Here is a 19752-nt window from a genome sequence, read left to right as displayed (position 1 = left end):
GCCGCGCGTCCCCCTTCCTGATCCAGATCAAACCGCCGCGAAGTGTTCGGCGCGGCGGCGCACCAATCGGTCATGCTGATCAGCCGAAGTCGAGCACCACGCGACCGTCGATCTTGCCGGCCTTCATGCGGTCGAAGACGGTGTTGATCTCCGACAACGGCGCCGTGGTCACCTCGGCCGTCACCTTGCCGTCCGCGGCAAACGCAATGGCTTCGTCGAGGTCACGCCTGGTGCCGACGATCGAGCCGCGCACGGTGATGCGCTTCAGCACGACATCGAAGATCGGCGTCGGGAATTCGCCCGGCGGCAAGCCGACAAGGCTGACCGTCCCCTTGCGGCGGACCATGTGCAGCGCCTGGGCAAAAGCCGGCGTCGACACCGCGGTGACCAGCACGCCATGAGCGCCGCCGCCGGTGATCCGGATCACCTGCTCCACGGCATCCTTGTCGAGCGCGTTGACGGCATGTTCGGCGCCCGCCTCCAGCGCGAGTTTCAGCTTGTCATCGGCGATATCGAGACCGATCGCCTTCAGCCCCATCGCCTTCGCGTACTGGATGGCGACATGACCGAGGCCACCGACGCCGGAGACCACCACCCACTCGCCGGGCCGCGTGTCGGTCTCCTTCAAGCCCTTGTAGGTGGTGACGCCGGCGCAGAGGATCGGGGCGATCCTGGCGAAGTCCACATTGGCCGGCAGACGCGCGGCGAACGCCGCGGATGCGATCACGTATTCGGCAAAGCCGCCATTCACGCTGTAGCCGGTGTTGTGCTGGTGCTCGCACAGTGTCTCCCAGCCGGTCTCGCAATACTCGCAGCGCAGGCAGGCATCGTGCAGCCAAGCCACGCCCACGGCGTCGCCGACCTTGAAGTCGGTGACCCCTGGCCCGAGCGCCGCGACGATGCCGGCCGCCTCGTGACCCGGGATGAACGGCGGCACCGGCTTCACCGGCCAATCGCCGGAGGCGGCGTGAAGATCGGTGTGGCAGACGCCGCAGGCCTTCACCCTGACCAGAATCTCGCCGGGTCCCGGCGCAGGAATTGGAACGTCCTCGATGACCAGCGGCTTGCCAAAGGCTTTGACGACGGCGGCTTTCATGGTCTGCATCTGTCTGCTCCTCATGTCGCGGCGCAAACTAACGACGTCGGCGTATTCCGATCTTGATCGGCATCAAGCCGCGCCGCCGCATGAAGTAACAGTTTGATGACAGCGCAATGTGCCCGTTTCTGTCAGGCGTGAAATTTGAGTCCGTCGACGACCTTGTCGACCACCTTGCGCTCCGCACGAAACGCCAATCCCACCAGATTGAGATCGGCGCGCGTCACCGCCTTCACGGCATCACGGTTGGCCTCGTCATGGGTGGTCTTGAACATGTCCTCGGTGTAGAGCGCAGGCTTCACGCTGCGCGACAGCGCCCGATCCAGGGCACGCGCCAACGCGGCACGATCCGGCGCGCCGTAGATCAGGATCGGCTGCCCGATCAACGCGTGATACAGGGTTGCCGAGCCGTCCTCATAAGGTGCGCCAATGCATTCGGGGAACGCGGCGGCGATGCCGCTGGAAAGAAACGCCGCGACGTTGAGCTTCTGCCAGGCTTCGAGATCGTTGCGGATGATCAGCGCGATCTTGGTGTCGAATTGCATGTCACTTCCGGGGTTCGATGTCATCGAACGCCGAGAATAGCCGAGCCGTTCTCGGGGTGAAGCATCGAAATGAAAGCGGACGTGGAACCCCGGCAGCCGAGCCGTTGAGATCATCAGACTTGAATCAACCCTTGGCGTCGCAGACCCAGGCGCGGATGACGCATTCCTTGCCGCCATATTTGTAGCATTCCCGGGTCGCCTCGTTGAGCGAGGTCGAGATCGTCGGCCGAACAGCATAGCCGTGGGCGCCGCAGGGATTGGTGAGATCGACCGCGAACGCGGCGCAGGCCTTCTTCATCGTCACCGCGGTGCAGTCGCCCTTGCACTGCTTGAGCGCGGCGGCCTTGGCGAGATGCTCCGCCGGATAGTCGAACGCCTGGCCGTAGGCGGCGCACCGGCCCATGGCGAAGGCGCCGGCGGCGTGGGCCGGGCTGATGGCGCTGGTGCTCGCGATGCGCGCGGCAGCAACGATCACGGTCAGTCCAAATGCAAACAGCGCGACACGGCGCGCAGCGGTCGAAATGATCACTCTCTCCTCCCCCGAGGCCCAATGTCGGCAAATCTAGCCGGGGGTCGTTGAGACTTGGTGAATGGGAGGTTGAGGGCGGGCTACGTGGGCTCAGCCACGCCGCGCGGCTTCCAGCGCCTGCGGCGTGTCGATGTCGAGAAACGCACTGTCACCATCGACCGGCACCTCGGCGACGGCCTCGGTGTGCTTGGCGATCAGGTGCCGCGCGCCGACGTCGCCGTCCAGCGTCATCAGCTCGGCGAAGAAGCGGCGCGACCACAGCACGGGGTTGCCGCGGCGTCCTTCGGACACGGGCACCACGATCAAATTGCCGCGATCGGGCGCGAACGCGGCGATCAGACGGTCGAGCAGATCCGAGGAAACCATCGGCATGTCGCCGAGGCACACGACCGCGCCATCGACGCCCTCAGGCACCGCGGCAATGCCTGATTTCACCGAGCTGGCGAGGCCGCCGGCGAAATCGGGATTGCGGACGAAGCGGACCTTCAGGTCGGACAGCGCCTGTTCGACCAGCTCGGCCTGATGACCGGTGACGACGATGACCTCACAAGCCTTGGAGGCCAACGCCTGCTCGGTCACGATCCGCACCAGCTTCTTGCCGTCCAGCTCGGCCAGCAGCTTGTTCGGCCCTCCCATCCGGGTCGAGCGCCCGGCCGCGAGCACGATCGCGGCGACCTTGCGTTCGCCCTCGGCCTCCGGCTTGGCGCGTGGCTGCGGCCGCGTCACGATTTCCATCAGCAGGCCGCCGACGCCCATTGCGGTCAGCTCGGCGCGGGTGACCTTGATGCCGGCGAGCAGCCGCATCAGCACCCAGTCGAAACCGTTTTCGGCCGGCGAGCGGGCGCAACCGGGCGCGCCGAGCACCGGCACACCGCCGGCATTGCCGATCAAGAGCAGATTGCCGGGATCGACCGGCATGCCGAAATGCTCGATGGCCCCGCCGATGCCGGTGATCGCGGCGGGAATGACGTCGCGGCGGTCGGCGATCGCGGACGCGCCGAACACGATGACGAGCTCGGCGCCCAGCGCCAGCAGCTCCCTGATCGCAGCCGCCAGCGCGGCCTGCTCATGCGGCACGCGGCGCTCGGCGATGATGGTGGCGCCGGCCGGTGCGAGCCGCTCTGCGGTGACGCGCAGCGTCTTGTCGATGACCTTGGGCGCGAGCCCAGGAAGAAGCGTCGAGACCACGCCGACGCGCTTGATCACATAGGAGGCGATGCTGAGCGCGCCCCTGCCCGCCGCAGCGACGGCGGCATCTCGCAGGCGGCCTTCGACGCCGAACGGGATCAGCTTGACGGTGCCGACCATCTCGCCTTCGACCACCGGCTTGAACGCCGGCAGGGTCGCAAAGGTGATGGCCTCGTCGACGCCGTTGATGCGCTCGACCGCGGCGCGGTCGATCATCAGCACGCCGGCCTGCGCCGCGAACAGATTGGCGCGCCCGGTGAAGGCGCGATCGACGTGAATGCCCGTGCCGGCGACGACCTTGGCGACATCGGCGGCCGCCTCGTCCTCGGAGACGTCGCCGGTCTCGAGCCGGACGACGACGATCTCCTTGACCCCTTCCCGAGCAAGCGCCTCGACCTCCGCGGGACCGATCAACGTGCCCTTCTTCAGCACCAATGATCCCTTGCGCAGGGTGTGCACCGTCACCCCGCCGATCGCATCGGCCGGACTGGCAGGACCGAACTTCATGCCGCCTGCTCTTTCTCCTTGGCCGGCAGCCGCAACGTGGCGGTGATCTCGGCCATGATCGAGACCGCGATCTCCGACGGCGACACCGCGCCGATGGCGAGCCCGATCGGCGCATGGATGCGGGCGATGTCGGCATCGCTGGCGCCTTGCGCGCGCAGCCGGTCGCCGCGCTTGGCATGCGTCTTCCGCGAGCCGAGCGCGCCGATGTAGAAGCAGTCGCGCGAGAACGCGTGCAGCAGCGCCGGATCGTCGATCTTGGGATCATGCGTCAGCGCGACGAAGGCCGTGTAGTGATCGACGTTGAGCGGCGGCAGGGCCACGTCGGGCCATTCCGCGATCAGCGGCACGTCGGGGAAGCGTTCGGGGCTGGCGAAGGCTGTGCGCGGGTCGACGACGGTGACGTCATAGCCCAGCGACTTGGCGATCGGCGCCAGCGCCTGACTGATATGGACGGCGCCGATGATCACGAGCTTGGCCGTCGGCGCGTAGACATTGAGGAACAGCCGCTTCCCGTCCACCTCGACCATGCCGCTCTTGCCCATGCGCAGATGGGTCGACAGCTCGTTGCGCAGCGGGTCAGTGGCGATGGCGGCGGCCTTGACCAAGCGCTGCGCGCCGGAGGCGACGTCGGTGACGAGGATGGCCGGACGGCGCGCGGCACGCTCGGCGTTCAGTTCTGCCAGCGTTGCAAGTTGCATCGGTCAGCCCACTTTCTCGACGAACACGCGGATGGTGCCGCCGCATGACAGCCCGACGTTCCAGGCCGTCTCGTCGGCGACGCCGAACTCCAGCATCTTGGGCTGGCCGCTGGAGATGACGTCGAGCGCCTCGGTGACAACGGCGCCCTCGACACAGCCGCCGGACACCGAGCCCAGGAACGTACCCTCGTCGTTGATCACGAGGTTGGAGCCGACCGGGCGCGGCGCCGAGCCCCAGGTCTCGACCACCGTGGCCAGGGCCACGCCGTGACCGGATTTGTGCCAGTCCTCTGCGGCCCTGAGGATGTCTTCGTCGCGATTGAGCATGGTCATCTCCCTCTCAGGCGGCGGGCCGGATCGCGCTGCGCTGATGCGGCGGCAGCGGCGACGACAGCGCCGAGATCAGCGTCTCGATCGAGGTCAAGTTATGCACCGGGCGGAATTCGTCAACGTGGGGCAGCATGGTTTTGATGCCCTGCGCCTTCGCCTCGAAGCCGGAATAGCGCAGCAGCGGATTGAGCCAGATCAGCCGCCGGCAGGAGCGGTGCAGCCGGTCCATCTCGAAGGCGAGCTTGCTGTCGGCCTCGCGCTCCAGCCCGTCGGAGATCAACAGCACGATGGCGCCCTGCCCGAGCACGCGCCGCGCCCACTGCTTGTTGAAGGTCTGCAGCGAGGTGGCGATCCTTGTGCCGCCGGCCCAGTCCTCGACATTGGCCGAGCAGCTCGCCAGCGCCTCGTCGGGATCGCGCTGCCGCAGCGCCCGCGTCACGTTGGTGAGCCGCGTGCCGAACAGGAACACCGAGACGCGCTTGCGCGCATCGGTGATGGCGTGGAGGAAATGCAGGAACAGGCGGGTGTACTCGCTCATCGACCCCGAGATGTCGAGCAGCGCCACGATCGGCGCCGGCTTCTCGATCCGCCCCAGGCGATGGAAATTGATGATCTCGCCCTCGGTGCGCAGCGCCTGGCGCAGCGTCTTGCGCATGTCGATGCGGTGGCCGCGCGGATCGGTGGTGTGGCGGCGCGTCTTCAGCTCGGCCTGCGGCAGCCGCATCTTGGCGATCGCCCTGGTGACCTCGGCGATCTCCGCCGCGCTCATCTGCGCAAAGTCCTTCTTCTGCAGCACCTCGCGGTCGGACACCGACAGCCGCAGGTCCTGCTCCTGCGCCTGCGGCTCCTCGTGCGTCTGCGGCTGCGACATCGCCTCCTGGACCCGGCGCGAGGCCGGCGGCGGCTTCTTCTTGGCGTGATCCGGCAGCGGCACCGAATCGAGCATCGACTTCCATTCCTCGGCGGGACGGAAGAACAGGTCGAAGGCCTGGGCGAAGATCAGCGCATGCTCGTGGCGCTTGACGAAGATCGATTCGAGCGTGGTGAAGACATCCGGCCGCTTGCCGATGTCGATGACCTCGAGCGCGGTCATGGCATCGATGACGGCGCCGGGCCCGACGGGCAGGCCCGCGGCGCGCAGCGCCCGCGCAAAGCCGGCGATGTTGTCGGCGATGCCGCCAGTCGGCGGCGCGAGGTGATTGATGCTGGTGGGCATGGCTCTATCCCCTCGTCATTCCAGACACACCTCAACTTGAAACCGTCATTCCGTTGCGCCCGAAGGGCGAGCCCGGAATCCATACTCACGATCGTGGTTATGGATTCCGGGCCTGCGTGCTGCGCACGCATTCCGGAATGACGACCTTTGTTAGAGGCACCAGCGTGAACTACGTCTCGCTGGTCGCGTCCTTGATCACCTTCTGCAACTGGTCGCCCTGCATGCGGGCGATGTCGTCCTGATACTTCAACAGCGCACCCAGCGTGTCGCCGACGACCTCGGCATTCAGCGAGCGCGCATCGAGCTCGGTCAGCGCGGTCGCCCAGTCGAGCGTCTCGGCGACCCCCGGCGACTTGTAGAAATCCTGGTCGCGCAAAGCCTGGACGAAGCGCACGATCTGCTGCGACAGCCGCTGCGAGATGCCGGGCAGCCGGGTCTTGACGATGGCGAGCTCGCGCTCGGCGGAGGGATAGTCGACCCAGTGATACAGGCAGCGCCGCTTCAGCGCGTCATGGATCTCGCGGGTCCGGTTCGAGGTGATGATGACGATCGGCGGATGCGGCGCCTTGACGGTGCCGAACTCCGGGATCGTGACCTGGAAGTCGGAGAGGATCTCGAGCAGATAGGCCTCGAACGCCTCGTCCGCGCGGTCGAGCTCGTCAATGAGCAGAACCGGCGCGCCGGCAACATCCGGCTCCAGCGCCTGCAGCAGCGGGCGCTTGATCAGGTAGCGGTCGGCGAAGATGTCCGACGTCAATTGATCGCGGTCGACCTCGCCGCCCGCTTCCGCCAGCCGGATCGCGATCATCTGCGCCGCCGAGTTCCATTCGTAGACGGCGGAGGCGACGTCGAGACCCTCGTAGCACTGCAGCCGGATCAGCTTGCGGCCGAGCGCCGCCGACAGGACCTTGGCGATCTCGGTCTTGCCGACGCCGGCCTCGCCTTCGAGGAACAGCGGCCGGCCCATGCGCAGCGACAGATAGGTTACCGTCGCCAGCGATCGCTCGGCCAGATAGCCGCGCGAGGACAACAATTCGAGCATCGCGTCGACCGATGCTGGCAGGGCCGGAGCACTCATGGGCGAGACCGCTTCCTTCTTCACGCGTCCGTCACGAAGCCGGAGCCTCGGGTTCGGCGGCTCCCTCCGACGCGGTTGAGGCCTTGGCGCCGGTATTGGCCGCATCGACCGCACGGCGCGCCAGCACGCCGATCAGATGAGCACGATATTCGGCGCTACCGTGAATGTCGCTGTTGAGGCCTTCGGCCGAGACCGGAATGCCTTCCAGCACCTTCGGCGAGAACCGCTTCTGCAGCGCCTCCTCGAAGGCGGGTACGCGGAACACGCCGTTGCCGCCGGCTCCGGTCACGGCGACCCGCACGTCCGACGGACGGCGGGCGACGAACACGCCGACCAGCGCGTAGCGCGAGGCCTGGTTGCGGAACTTGACGTAGGCCGCCTTCTTCGCCAGCGGAAAGCTCACCTTGGTGATGATCTCGTCCGGCTCCAGCGCGGTGGTGAACAGCCCGAGGAAGAACTCCTCGGCCTTCAGCTTGCGCTTGTTGGTGACGATGGTTGCGCCGAGCGCAAGGCACGCCGCCGGATAGTCCGCGGTCGGATCGTTGTTGGCGATCGAGCCGCCGATGGTGCCGCGATGGCGCACCGCGGGATCCCCGATCAGGCTCGCCAGATGCGCCAGCGCCGGAATCGCCTCGCCGACCGTTGCGGAGTTGGCGACATCGGCATGACGCGCCATCGCACCGATCACGAGGTTGCGGCCCTTGACCTCGATCGTATCCAGCCCCTCGACATGGGAGAGATCGACCAGATGCGGCGGGCTGGCCAGCCGCTGCTTCATGACCGGCACCAGCGTGTGGCCGCCGGCGACCAGCTTGGCGTCTTCGTTCTTGGTGAGGAGATTGGCGGCCTGGCGCACGGTCGCCGGCCGATGATATTTGAATTCGTACATGGGGAAATGTCCTGTGCGCAGCGGGCCGACTAAGGCGAGGTCAGACGTTTAGGCGAGGTCCGATTTGGCCATCGCCTTGGCGCCGGCGGCGATCGATTGCACGATGTTCTGATAGCCGGTGCAGCGGCAGAGATTGCCTTCCAGCTCCTCGCGGATGGTCTCTTCGCTGAGCTCATGTCCCTTGCGATGGACGAGATCGACCGCGGTCATGATCATGCCCGGCGTGCAGAAGCCGCACTGCAGGCCATGGTGCTCGCGAAACGCCTCCTGCATCGGATGCAGCGGCGCGCCGTCGGCAGCGAGTCCCTCGATCGTCCTGACCTCGTGACCATCCGCCATCACGGCCAAGGTCGTGCAGGACTTGACCGCCTTGCCATCGAGATGGACGACGCAGGCGCCGCATTGCGACGTGTCGCAGCCGACATGGGTGCCGGTGAGGCGCAGATTCTCGCGCAGGAACTGCACCAGCAGCGTCCGCGGGTCGACATTCGCCGTGACGGGATTACCGTTCACAATCATGGAAATCTTGGCCATTCAGGACTCTCTATTATCCGCGCCACAGCGTTGCACTGCAGCGCAGCCCAGCAAAATCAGTCGAAAACCATCATATGGGCGCTCCCGGCGGCGGGCAACCTCGCCCCCGGCCGCGCATGGGTCGGTTGCGATCAGCCTTGAACCGCCTTGGCGAAGTTGGCGAAGAATTCGTCGGCGAGTTTCTTGGCAGTGCCGTTGATCAGCCGCTGCCCGAGCTGCGCCAGCTTGCCGCCGATCTGCGCTTCGACATTGTAGGTCAGCAGCGTGCCGCCGTCCTTGTCCGCCAGCGCGACGACCGCGCCGCCCTTGGCGAATCCGGCGACACCGCCCTCGCCTTCGCCTGAGATCTTGTAGCCGTTCGGCGGATCGAGATCGCTCAAGGTCACCTTGCCCTTGAAGCGCGCGGAGACCGGTCCGACCTTCATCTTGGCGACGGCGCGGAGGCCGCCATCCTCGGTCCTCTCCAGCTCCTCGCAGCCGGGAATGCAGGTCTTGAGCACCTCCGGATCATTCAGCTTGTCCCAGACCTGCTCTCGCGAAGCGGCCAGCTGGACCTCGCCCGTCATCGTCATTGCCATGTGCATCTCCCCCCGATTGGCGCGGTTAGAGGCATTCAAGTAAAGCACCGAACGCCCAAAAGGAAGGGCGGGCAGCGCCCGGAAGCGTTGCAGAAAAGCCGGAGCACCGCAGCATTCCGGACCTCGCCGCCGTCGGGTTTTGATTGGCAGACGGCGGCGGCGGTGCTTAGTTCGCCATCAAATCTGCACGATTCCTCCGGCGGCGCGACCGCCTGCGACAAGGATTCCGCCCATGCCGATGATCGATGCCGACGGCTGTCTGTTGAATGTCACCGTCGAGGGCCGCGACGGCGGGCCGACCCTGATGCTGTCGAACTCGCTCGGCTCGACCCTGCAGATGTGGAAGCCGCAGATGCGCGCCTTCACGCAGGTGTTCCGCGTGATCCGCTATGACCGGCGCGGTCATGGCAAATCGCAAGTGCCGCCCGGGCCCTACTCGATCGAGCGATTCGGCCGCGATGCGCTGGCGATTCTCGATGACCTCAACATCGAGAAGGTGCACTGGTGCGGCGTGTCGATGGGCGGCATGGTCGGGCAGTGGCTCGCCGCCCATGCCCCTGAACGCGTCGGCAAGCTCGTGCTCGCCAACACCACCTGCTACTACCCCGATCCGGCAATCTGGGACGCCCGCATCAAGGCGGTCGAGGACAGCGGACTCGCTGGAATCGCCGACACCGTCATCGCCGGCTGGCTGACACAGGAGTTTCGCGATCACAATCCTGATGTCGCCGATCGGATGAAGGCGATGCTCGTGGCCACGCCCGTCGAGGGCTATCTTGCCTGCTGCGCGGCACTGCGCGCCTTGGATCTGCGCGAGGATCTGCCGGCCATCAAGAGCCCTACCCTCGTCGTGGCCGGCCGCTACGACAAGTCGACGCCGATCGCGATGGCGGAAGCGATCCGCAGCCGGATCGCCGGCGCCAGCATGACCATCGTCGATGCCGCGCACATCTCGAATGTCGAAGCGGCAGGCCAGTTCAACGATGCCGTGCTGGGCTTTCTGACCCAGCGCTGATGCACCGCGACGGATCGGGGCGTCATGCCTGCTGCGGCGACGGCGTCGCCGTGGGCTCCATCATCTTCGGCGGAGCGGATGCGGAGGACGGCGAGGCCTGCGTCGACGGCTTCTCCACGAGCATGACGATGGCCGTGCCGAGCAGCATCAGGAGTTCCGTGGCATGCAGACGCAACGCCTGGGGCTCCCCGACTTTGGCGGCCATGATCATGCTGAAGAAGGCGAGCATGCTGCCGAAGCCGAGCCCGATCGACAGCGCCTCGACATAGCCGGCCACCTTTCGCACCCGCGGAACCAGGATCAGCACCAGGAACATCGCGAAGAAGCCTGCGACCGTCAGTCGCGCCAGCGCAAGCAGCCAGGCGGCACGGACCGTCTCGATGCCCGACAGCTGCAGATGGTCGCTGATGAACAGCGCCACCGCGATATTCGGCCGCGCGAACAACCCCTGGATCGGCGAAACCATGATCTGAAACGCGATGATGGTCCAGGCGGGCACGAAATAGAGCGCCAGCAGCACACCGTTGACGCAGCTGAGCCGCCAATTCCTGATCACGCAATCCTTGATCATGTCACGCCCACCTTTGCATCCCACAAACCGCCCGTCCGGCCGATTTCCAGACGAGCTAACGCCCGGCAAACCCGCACGGCAATTTAAACCATTCGTTTACCTTAACAGGGGGGCGACGGGCGCGAGAGTCCACCGTCCAATCGCCGTGGAGACGGTGCTGATGACCTCGCCGGTCAGGCCTCGAATATCCGCGTGACAGCGGCCTTTCCGACCATCGACGCGTCCTCGAACATCTGCATCGCATCGAACATTGCGCCCGCTCGGTCTTCACCCCCGCGATGCGGCTCCTCCGGCGAAAGACCGCCGTCGCCGACGCCTGCATCAGGGCACGATCGATGCGCCGGCAGCCCGATCGCGGCAACAGCCGCTGATATCGCCCAGGCGCCTCGCAATTCTGTGCCGCCCCATCGGTGTTCTTGACTAGCGTCAAAGTAGCCGGACAATTAAATACTATCTTAACACGAGCGCCACTGCGTTTCGCACAGCGGGATGGTGATGCGGCAGGCAGCTGCCGAGCGGGAGTACCGCATGAGAGTAGCTCGGATCTTCGTCGGCATCCTCCTGCTCGCCGGCGGCCTTTACATCCTGATCGGCGAGCATTTCGCGGGAACTTCAGGCGACGCGACCGTCAATGCCCGGCTGTACGTCGTGCGCGCGCCGATCGAAGGCCGCGTGACGCTGGGGGTGAGCAATATCGGCGCCAGGGTCAATGCCGGGGAACTCATGGCCGAGATCGTCGATGACCGATTCGACACCACGCGCCTGCTCAATCTCGAGCGCGAACGTGACGAGCAGAAGATCGCGCTCAAGCGGGTTCCAGCGCAGCGTTCGGCGCTCGAGCAGGCCCGGGCCGCCTTCGCGACCCAGTCGGCCAACTACAAGACCGGCCGCGTCCGGCAGATCGCGGCACGCATCGCCGAGGCAAAGGCGGCAGAAGATGCCGCGGCCGCCCGGCTGAAGCTCGCGGATCTCACCTTCACGCGGGCCAACGAGCTGAAGGAACGCGGGGTCCAGACGATTGCCAGCCTCGACCAGGCCAGCGTGTCGCTCGACATCGCCAAGCAGGATGTCGAAAGCGCGAAGCAGCGCACCAACTATTTCGAGACCGAGCTGGGCTCCGCGCAATCGGGGGTCTTCATCGGCGACTCCTACAATGACGTGCCGTTCTCGATGCAGCGCATCCACGAGCTCGACCTGCGTCTCGCCGAACTTGACGTGGACGAGCAGCAGATCCAATCCCGCCAGCTCCAGTACGAGCAGCAGATCAACGCCGAGCGCGTCCGGATCAATCGACTGACCTCGGCGACGCTGAGGGCCCGCGTGCCGGGCATGGCTTGGGACTTCCTCGTCGACGATGGCGAGTATGCCCGTCGAGGTCAGGATCTCGTCAAGCTGGTGGACTGCAACAGTCTCGTGGTGACCGCGAGCGTTCCCGAAAGGCTCTACGACAGCCTGTCGATCGGTGTCCCGGTGCAGTTCCGTCTGTTCGGCGACGACCGGATATTCGATGGAACGGTGACACGTCTCGGCGGCTCGGGCGCCTCGCAGCTCTACGCCAATCTCGCCGTCGGCCCGACGCCGCAGCACTTGCAGCGCTTCGACGTCACCGTGGCGGTGCCAGATCTCGCCAAGCAGCCGGACCTGTCCTGCGCCATCGGGCGCACCGGCCGGGTGATCTTCACCAGCGGACCGGTCGCGGCATTCCGCCGCTTCGTCGCCCGGTACGGCTACTGATGCCGACGCTGTCACCATTTCTGTCCGCGTTCGCAGTCATTGCAGTCGTCATCGGACTGCGCCTCCTGGTGTTGCCCCTCCTGGACCCGAGGAAATGGTACTGGCGGGCCCTGCTCCTGAGCGGCTCGATCCTGCTGGCCTGGCGCTATGTCGCCTGGCGCTTCACGGAGACTCTTGCCCCGCTTGGCCTTACGCCGGATGGGATCCTCAGCTGGGGCTTCGCCATTCTCGAAGCGCTCACCGTCGTGTCGTCGTCCTTCGCCTTCCTGATCCTGACCCGGACCAAGGAGCGGACGACGGAAGCTGATCGCCATGCCGGCTGGTGGCTTCCGAGGCCGCCGCCTCGGGTCGACATCTTCATCACAACCTATAACGAGCAGCTCGAAGTCCTGGAGCGAACCATCGTCGGCGCCAAGGCCATCACTTATGCGGCATTACGCGTTTTCGTCCTCGACGACGGCAGCCGGGCCTGGCTCCAGAATTACTGCGCCGAGCACGGCATCGGCTATGTCGCCCGTACCGACAAGTCGCACGCCAAGGCCGGCAACATCAACAATGCCTTGCGGCTGCGCGCGGCGGATGCGGACCGGCCGGACTTCGTCGCCGTTCTCGACGCCGACTTCGTGCCTCATGTCGACTTCATCGAGCGGACGATGGCGCTGTTTCACGACCCGGCTGTCGGCCTCGTACAGACGCCGCAACACTTCTTCAACCCGGACCCGATCCAGCACAATCTCGGCATCGGCGCAGCCTACCCCGACGAGCAGCGCCACTTCTTCGACAACGTCGAGCCGGCGCGCGACGCCTGGGGCATCGCCATGTGCTGCGGGACCTCCTCGATATTCCGCGTCTCCGCCGTGGAGGAGATTGGCGGCGTCCCGACCGAGAGCGTCACCGAGGATTTCCTGCTCACGCTGCGCCTGTCTGCACACGGCTATCAGACCGTGTACCTGAACGAGGCGTTGTCGGAGGGATTGGCGCCGGAAGGCCTTGCGGAATACGTCGTGCAGCGCGGCCGCTGGTGCCTCGGCCTCATGCAGATCGCGCGCAACGTCTACAATCCGTTCGGCTCCCATGGTCTCGATGTCTTCCACCGGCTCAGCGTGCTCGACTCGCTGCTCTACTGGACGTCGACCTATCCGTTCCGCCTCGTCGCGCTGATCTGTCCGCTGCTTTACTGGTGGGGCGGCGTGACCGTGGTGAATGCCTCGATCGCCGACATCATCCGGTACTACGGCCCATATTATCTCTCGATCATGTACACGCTGAACTGGCTGTCCAAGGGACTGTTCATTCCGATCGTCAACGATGTCTCGCAGATCGTCGCAGCCTGGCCCGTGCTCCGTGCCGCCGCTCTCGGCCTTCTCTCCCCCGGCCCACACAAATTCTCGGTCACCGCCAAGGGCGGCGACCGCGCCAAGATCATCGTCCAATGGCCGCTGATGCGGCCCTTCCTGATCCTGATGACGCTGACGGTCGGTGGCCTGATCGTGTCGCTGACGTCCGATTTCGTCTTCAATACCACGGGGACCGCGGGAGACGGCGTCATCATCGTGATGTTCTGGACGGTCTACAACATTCTGGTGCTGTCGGTGGCGATCGCCGTTTGCATCGATCGTCCACGCTACAACCGGCCGCAACGTCAGATCGTCGAGCCGATAACCCTGACGGTCGACGGCAAGGCGCAACGCGGCTGGATCGTCAATCTCGGTCCCGGCGGCGCGCGGGTCAGCGGTCCCGTCGGCCTTGCGACCGGCACCACCGGCACGCTCACCCTGCCCCTGATCGGCGATATCCAGACCAAGGTCGCGGCTCCGACAAACGACGGCTACCGGCTCATATTTGGGGTAACGCCGCAGCAGCGTGCCCAGATCATCGAGCGCCTGCACACGGCAAGTGGAGTGCCGGGCGCCGACAGCGGCGATCTCGGCCGCATGCTGAAAGAACTCGCGCGAGCCGTGGCCGATTGAGGAGAACACGATGACCAGGCGACGGTGGAGCTTACAGACTACGGTGTTCCTCGGCGGCGCGATGCTGATCCTCGTGACGGCGCTGGCCGTTGCCATCCTCTATTCGGCGTCTCTGCAGCGGCGCGGCGAGGAACTCGCGATCGAGCAGCTGAGGACCCGCGGTGAGCTCAGCACAAACCTGCTGGCGCGACAGATGTACGGCACGTGGAGCGACGTGTCGCGGCTCGCCGCGATCATCGACCCAGCCGACGTCGCCGAGGCGCGCCGACAGATCCAGTTCGTGAGCGAGCTCGAGCCGCGCTATGCCTGGCTAGGCATCGCCGACCCCGGCGGCAAGGTGATCGCGAGCAAGGACCGGATGCTGGAAGGACGAAGCGTGGCCGACATGCGCTGGTTCCGGCAGGGTCTCGGGACGCCGACGGCTGTTGATGCCCACGAGTCGGAGGCGCTAGACCGGTTGTCGCAGACCGCTTCGGGATCGTACCGCTTCATTGCCATGTCGGCTCCGCTGATGCGCGACGGCACTCCCGGCGGCGTCATCGGGGCTCAAGTCGATTGGAAATGGGTGATCGAATCCGTCGCGGCGCTGGCGTCGCGCAACATCGACCTGGTGTTGCTGTCGCGCGAAAGTATCGTGCTGTTCGGGCCGCCGGATCTCGTCGGCAAGCAACTGACGATCGGCTCGGCGCAGGCCGCAAGCCGCGGGGCCTCGGTCGCGCTCATCGAGCGATGGCCCGACGACAAGGACTATTTCACCGTCACCATCCCCACCGTGGGCTACGCCGATCTGCCGAGCTTCGGCTGGTCCGTCCTGGTCCGGCAGGACGCCGTTGCCGCGATGGCCCCGACCCGCCAGTTGGTGCGCTCGTTCTGGTTCAATGTTGCCGGCGGCGTGTTCTCGATTCTGGTCCTGCTCAATTTCGCCGCGCAATGGGTGGCGACGCCGATGCGCCGTCTCGCCCAGGGCGCCGAGACCATGGTGAAAGATCCGTTCTCCGGCCTGCTGGCTCGGGAAACCCGGTACGACGAGGCGACGCGGCTGCGCGACGCCCTGGTCCGGCTTCAGTCGAAGCTGATGGGGAAAGTGCCTGGGCCGCCGGAAGACAGCGGTAGCGGCATATAGCGGCGCCGCAACCAGTGCGAGACCCCCCCTTTTCGGCGCTCGGTGCTGGGTTCCCTGGCGTTCGTTTGATGGCGACGGCCGGCCCCGAGGAAGGCAGGGGAACCGCGCCATCAAAGGAGGCGGGATAAGCCCGCAATTGTGGCACTGCACGCTGTTGCGGCACCCGGTTCCTAGCTGTTAGTACTGCCGCACGCGTCGCCTTGGGCGCGGGTGCATCTCCAGGCATACCAGCACCCGCTCTGCAAGGCCCCCGCCGCGTTGCGAACCGGTATCGGCAGTCTCACCCACGGCAGTTCATGGATTATTTCGCGCAACAGCTCATCAACGGCCTCGTCCTCGGCTCGATCTACGGCCTGATCGCCATCGGCTACACCATGGTTTACGGCATCGTCGGCATGATCAATTTCGCCCATGGCGACATCTTCATGATCGGCGGCTTCATCGCGCTGATCTCCTTCCTGGTGCTGGTATCGCTGGGCCTGACTGCGGTTCCGGTGGTCCTGCTGATCGTGCTGCTGGTGTCGATGGCCATCACGGCGCTCTATGGCTGGACCATCGAACGCGTCGCCTATCGCCCGCTGCGGCACTCGTTCCGCCTGGCGCCCATGCTGTCCGCCATCGGCATGTCGTTCGTGCTCACCAACTATTCGCAGGTGTCGCAGGGCGCGCGCGTCAAGCCGGTGCCGCCGATCATCACCGGCGGCTACACGCTGCACGAGGGCGCGAGCGGCTTCGTCGTCCAGCTCTCCAACATCCAGATCGTGGTGGTCATCACCACCATCGTTCTACTGGCGCTGTTCACCTGGCTGGTATCCCGCACGCGGCTCGGCCGCGACATGCGCGCCTGCGAGCAGGATCAGACCATGGCGGCACTGCTCGGCGTCGACGTCGACCGCACGATCTCGATGACCTTCGTGATCGGCGCGGCGCTCGCTGCCGTCGCCGGCATGATGTACCTGCTGTATTACGGCCTGGTCGATTTCTTCATGGGCTTCGTCGCCGGCATCAAGGCGTTCACGGCGGCGGTGCTCGGCGGCATCGGCTCGCTGCCGGGTGCGATGCTCGGCGGCCTCGCGATCGGACTGATCGAGACGTTCTGGTCGGCCTATTTTTCCGTGGAGTACAAGGACGTCGCGGCGTTCTCGATCCTGATCGTGGTGCTGATCTTCCTGCCGACCGGCCTGCTCGGCCGGCCCGAAGTCGAAAAAGTCTGAAGATGGAGTCCGCGTGAGCGCGTCCCTTCCCGCCTCGTCGAAAGGCTCCGAACCGGTTGGAGCCGCCTTCATCCTCAGGAAGGCCTTTCTCAGCGCACTGGTCGCTCTCGGCCTGTTCTCCCTGATGGTCGGCGTCCGCACCGAAGCGGGCCAGAGCGGCCAGCTCGTATACTGGACCCGCTTCGGCGACCTCGCCAGCCTGGTTGCGGCGGTGTTCGTCGGCTCGATCGTGGTCGAGCTGCTGCGGCTATGGCTCGGACCGCGCGGCGGCCTCGGCAGCTTCGTTCCGCCGTCCGTGCAGAGCGGCATGTCGGTCGCCGGCCGCTATCTCGCGCCGGCGCTGCTGATCTTCACCCTCCTGGTGCCGGTGATCTTCTACAATCAGCGTTACATCCTCGACCTCGGCATTTTGGTCCTCACCTACGTCATGCTGGGTTGGGGCCTCAACGTCGTGGTCGGTCTCGCCGGCCTGCTCGACCTCGGCTACGTCGCGTTCTACGCCGTCGGCGCCTATTCCTACGGCCTGCTCTCGACCACCTTCGGCCTGTCGTTCTGGATCTGCCTGCCGCTCGCCGGCATCCTCGCCGCATTCTGGGGCGTGCTGCTCGGCTTTCCGGTGCTTCGGCTGCGCGGTGACTACCTCGCCATCGTCACCCTGGCCTTTGGCGAGATCATCCGCCTTGTCCTCATCAACTGGCAGGACGTGACCGGCGGTCCCAACGGCGTCTCCGGGATTCCGCGACCGACGTTGTTCGGCATTCCGCTCACACCGGGCGAAGGCGGCCTTGCGTCGATGCTCGGCATCCCGTTCTCGCCGACGCATCGCATCGTCTTCCTGTTCTATCTGATCCTGGCGCTCGCGCTCTTGACCAACTGGGTCACCATCCGGCTGCGCCGGCTGCCGATCGGCCGCGCCTGGGAAGCGCTGCGCGAGGACGAGGTCGCCTGCCGCGCGCTCGGCATCAACATCACCACCACCAAGCTGACCGCATTTGCGACCGGCGCGATGTTCGGCGGCTTCGCCGGCGCCTTCTTCGCGACGCGCCAGGGCTTCATCAGCCCGGAATCCTTCACCTTCCAGGAATCGGCGCTGGTGCTCGCCATCGTCGTGCTCGGCGGCATGGGATCGCAGCTCGGCGTGGCGCTGGCGGCGCTCGCCATGATCGGCGGCTTCGAGCTGTTCAGAAGCCTCGAGGACTACCGCATGCTGGTGTTCGGTCTCGCCATGGTGCTGGTGATGATCTGGCGTCCCCGCGGCATTGTCGGCCATCGCGCGCCGACCGTATTCCTGGAAAAATCCAAGAGCATCTCTTCGGACCTCGTCAAGGAAGGCCACGGATGAGCTCCGCTCCCATTCTCGCACTCGAAAACCTCACCATGCGCTTCGGCGGCATCGTCGCCGTCAATGCGCTGTCGTTCACCGCACAACGCACGCAGATCACGGCCCTGATCGGCCCCAACGGCGCCGGCAAGACCACCGTGTTCAACTGCATCACCGGCTTCTACAAGCCGACGTCAGGCGTCATCCGCCTGACCCATGATGACGGCGCGCAGTTCGAGATGCAGAAGCTGAAGGACTTCAACATCTCCAAACAGGCCAAGGTGGCGCGGACGTTCCAGAACATCCGGCTGTTTCCGGGCATGACGGCGCTCGAGAACCTGATGGTCGCGCAGCACAACGCGCTGATGCGCGCGTCCGGCATGACGCTGCTCGGGCTGCTCGGCGTGCCCTCGTGGCGCGCGGCCGAGCAGAGCGCGATCGACAATGCGGTGTTCTGGCTGAAGCGCGTCGGTCTGATCGACCGCGCCGACGACGCGGCCGGCAATCTGGCCTATGGCGACCAGCGCCGGCTGGAGATCGCGCGCGCGATGTGCACCTCGCCGGCCCTGCTCTGCCTCGACGAACCGGCCGCCGGCCTCAACGCGCGGGAGAGCGCGGCGCTGAGCGAGTTGCTGCTGTCGATCCGGGCCGATCACGCCACGTCGATCCTGTTGATCGAGCACGACATGAGCGTCGTCATGGAAATCTCCGACCGCGTCGTCGTGATGGACTACGGCGTCAAGATCGCCGAGGGCACGCCGCGCGAGATCCGCGACGACCCGAAGGTCATCGCCGCCTATCTCGGCACCGATGAGGAAGAGGCCGCAGCCGTGATGGAGGCCGAGGCGTGAGTGCGTCCCTGCTCGCGATCCGCAATCTTCGCGCGTCCTACGGCAAGATCGAAGCGCTGAAGGGCGTCGATCTCGACATCCAGCCCGGCGAGATCGTCGCGCTGATCGGCGCCAACGGCGCCGGCAAGTCGACGCTGATGATGTCGATCTTCGGCCGCCCGCGCGCGAGCTCCGGGCACATCGTCTATGACGGCAACGACATCACGCAGGTGCCGACGCATCAGATCGCGCGGCTGCGCATCGCACAGTCGCCCGAGGGACGCCGCATCTTTCCGCGCATGAGCGTGGCGGAAAACCTGCAGATGGGCGCCGATGCCGGCGAGACGACCGACGCCGAGCGGGCCGCCACGCTGAAGCGCGTCTTCGCGCTGTTTCCCCGGCTGAAGGAGCGCATGGACCAGCGCGGCGGCACGCTGTCCGGCGGCGAGCAGCAGATGCTTGCGATCGGGCGCGCGCTGATGAGCCGGCCCCGCCTGCTGCTTCTGGATGAGCCCTCGCTCGGCTTGGCGCCGCTGATCGCCCGCCAGATTTTCGACGCCATTCGGACACTCAACCGCCAGGACGGCCTCACCGTGCTGATCGTCGAGCAGAACGCCAATCATGCGCTGAAGCTCGCCCATCGCGGCTACGTACTGGTCAACGGCATGATTACGCTGTCGGGCACCGGCACCGAGCTGCTGCAGCGGCCGGAGATCCGCGCCGCCTATCTTGAGGGCGGCCGCCACTGAGGCGGGCCCTCAAAACCCGGCCAGAATGGCCTTAGTC

21 protein-coding genes are annotated in these 19752 nt (G+C 66.0%); 8 read left to right on the top strand and 13 right to left on the bottom strand.

The features are described from left to right. Positions 1-79 precede the first annotated feature (79 nt). The 11 genes from adhP to ACQR1X_RS16300 form a co-directional block, all read right to left on the bottom strand. A complete protein-coding gene (gene adhP / locus ACQR1X_RS16350) occupies positions 80-1105 on the bottom strand; it encodes an alcohol dehydrogenase AdhP (protein WP_315801129.1) in 1026 nt (341 codons plus the stop codon). A gap of 122 nt (positions 1106-1227) precedes the next feature. Next, positions 1228-1641 (bottom strand): DUF2000 family protein, encoded by a 414-nt coding sequence (locus ACQR1X_RS16345; protein WP_434899210.1) that lies wholly within the window; start codon positions 1639-1641, stop codon positions 1228-1230. Between the two features lie 124 nt (positions 1642-1765). Then, positions 1766-2170, bottom strand: a complete 405-nt coding sequence (locus ACQR1X_RS16340) for a DUF4189 domain-containing protein (protein ID WP_434899209.1) — start codon at positions 2168-2170, stop codon at positions 1766-1768. Between the two features lie 90 nt (positions 2171-2260). Beyond that, positions 2261-3865 carry an NTP transferase domain-containing protein gene (locus tag ACQR1X_RS16335; RefSeq protein ID WP_434899208.1) on the bottom strand — a complete coding sequence of 535 codons (1605 nt, stop codon included), beginning with the start codon at positions 3863-3865 and terminating at the stop codon, positions 2261-2263. After that, positions 3862-4563 carry an XdhC family protein gene (locus tag ACQR1X_RS16330; protein ID WP_315801132.1) on the bottom strand — a complete coding sequence of 234 codons (702 nt, stop codon included), beginning with the start codon at positions 4561-4563 and terminating at the stop codon, positions 3862-3864. Before ACQR1X_RS16330 ends, ACQR1X_RS16335 begins: the two co-directional genes overlap by 4 nt. Positions 4564-4566: 3 nt before the next feature. Beyond that, positions 4567-4890 (bottom strand): XdhC family protein, encoded by a 324-nt coding sequence (locus tag ACQR1X_RS16325; protein ID WP_315750017.1) that lies wholly within the window; start codon positions 4888-4890, stop codon positions 4567-4569. A 13-nt stretch (positions 4891-4903) separates the two neighbouring features. Continuing rightward, positions 4904-6109 (bottom strand): vWA domain-containing protein, encoded by a 1206-nt coding sequence (locus tag ACQR1X_RS16320; RefSeq protein ID WP_315801133.1) that lies wholly within the window; start codon positions 6107-6109, stop codon positions 4904-4906. 169 nt (positions 6110-6278) lie between these two features. Continuing rightward, positions 6279-7187: an AAA family ATPase gene (locus ACQR1X_RS16315; protein ID WP_434899207.1), complete on the bottom strand. Its 909-nt coding sequence runs from the start codon at positions 7185-7187 to the stop codon at positions 6279-6281. Between the two features lie 31 nt (positions 7188-7218). Next, the gene (locus ACQR1X_RS16310; RefSeq protein WP_316176900.1) at positions 7219-8076 is read right to left on the bottom strand and encodes an FAD binding domain-containing protein; all 858 of its coding nucleotides are present in this window, start codon (positions 8074-8076) and stop codon (positions 7219-7221) included. 48 nt (positions 8077-8124) lie between these two features. After that, a complete protein-coding gene (locus ACQR1X_RS16305; RefSeq protein ID WP_006612357.1) occupies positions 8125-8610 on the bottom strand; it encodes a (2Fe-2S)-binding protein in 486 nt (161 codons plus the stop codon). Positions 8611-8741: 131 nt separating this feature from the next. Further along, entirely contained in the window at positions 8742-9188 is a 447-nt protein-coding gene (locus tag ACQR1X_RS16300; protein ID WP_315801136.1) for an SRPBCC family protein, read from the bottom strand. Between the two features lie 232 nt (positions 9189-9420). Between ACQR1X_RS16300 and pcaD the strand changes: the two genes are divergently transcribed. Beyond that, positions 9421-10203: a 3-oxoadipate enol-lactonase gene (gene pcaD / locus ACQR1X_RS16295; RefSeq protein WP_434899206.1), complete on the top strand. Its 783-nt coding sequence runs from the start codon at positions 9421-9423 to the stop codon at positions 10201-10203. A gap of 22 nt (positions 10204-10225) precedes the next feature. Here the strand turns inward: pcaD and ACQR1X_RS16290 are convergent, their stop codons facing one another. Continuing rightward, entirely contained in the window at positions 10226-10774 is a 549-nt protein-coding gene (locus ACQR1X_RS16290; RefSeq protein ID WP_316215957.1) for a hypothetical protein, read from the bottom strand. A 173-nt stretch (positions 10775-10947) separates the two neighbouring features. After that, on the bottom strand, positions 10948-11217 hold the full coding sequence (locus tag ACQR1X_RS16285) for a hypothetical protein (protein WP_315801139.1): 270 nt from the start codon (positions 11215-11217) through the stop codon (positions 10948-10950). 85 nt (positions 11218-11302) lie between these two features. Between ACQR1X_RS16285 and ACQR1X_RS16280 the strand changes: the two genes are divergently transcribed. The 7 genes from ACQR1X_RS16280 to ACQR1X_RS16250 all read left to right on the top strand — a co-directional run bounded on the left by ACQR1X_RS16280 (position 11303) and on the right by ACQR1X_RS16250 (position 19715). Next, on the top strand, positions 11303-12508 hold the full coding sequence (locus ACQR1X_RS16280; RefSeq protein WP_434899205.1) for an HlyD family secretion protein: 1206 nt from the start codon (positions 11303-11305) through the stop codon (positions 12506-12508). Beyond that, positions 12508-14478 (top strand): glycosyltransferase, encoded by a 1971-nt coding sequence (locus tag ACQR1X_RS16275; protein WP_434899204.1) that lies wholly within the window; start codon positions 12508-12510, stop codon positions 14476-14478. Before ACQR1X_RS16280 ends, ACQR1X_RS16275 begins: the two co-directional genes overlap by 1 nt. Positions 14479-14488: 10 nt before the next feature. Further along, a complete protein-coding gene (locus ACQR1X_RS16270; protein ID WP_434838426.1) occupies positions 14489-15601 on the top strand; it encodes a hypothetical protein in 1113 nt (370 codons plus the stop codon). Positions 15602-15897: 296 nt separating this feature from the next. Beyond that, a complete protein-coding gene (locus ACQR1X_RS16265) occupies positions 15898-16815 on the top strand; it encodes an ABC transporter permease subunit (RefSeq protein ID WP_434873148.1) in 918 nt (305 codons plus the stop codon). A 13-nt stretch (positions 16816-16828) separates the two neighbouring features. Then, positions 16829-18157 carry a high-affinity branched-chain amino acid ABC transporter permease LivM gene (gene livM / locus ACQR1X_RS16260; RefSeq protein ID WP_315801144.1) on the top strand — a complete coding sequence of 443 codons (1329 nt, stop codon included), beginning with the start codon at positions 16829-16831 and terminating at the stop codon, positions 18155-18157. Next, positions 18154-18987 (top strand): ABC transporter ATP-binding protein, encoded by an 834-nt coding sequence (locus ACQR1X_RS16255; protein ID WP_315801145.1) that lies wholly within the window; start codon positions 18154-18156, stop codon positions 18985-18987. Before livM ends, ACQR1X_RS16255 begins: the two co-directional genes overlap by 4 nt. Beyond that, positions 18984-19715 (top strand): ABC transporter ATP-binding protein, encoded by a 732-nt coding sequence (locus tag ACQR1X_RS16250; protein WP_434892370.1) that lies wholly within the window; start codon positions 18984-18986, stop codon positions 19713-19715. The genes ACQR1X_RS16255 and ACQR1X_RS16250 overlap by 4 nt, the downstream gene beginning before the upstream one ends. Positions 19716-19752: the final 37 nt, after the last annotated feature.

Origin of the sequence: Bradyrhizobium sp. HKCCYLRH3073 (assembly GCF_051167995.1) — a bacterium.
GTDB lineage: Bacteria > Pseudomonadota > Alphaproteobacteria > Rhizobiales > Xanthobacteraceae > Bradyrhizobium.
Note: the sequence above shows the minus strand (reverse complement) of the source record. Positions and strands in the feature narration are given on the sequence as shown.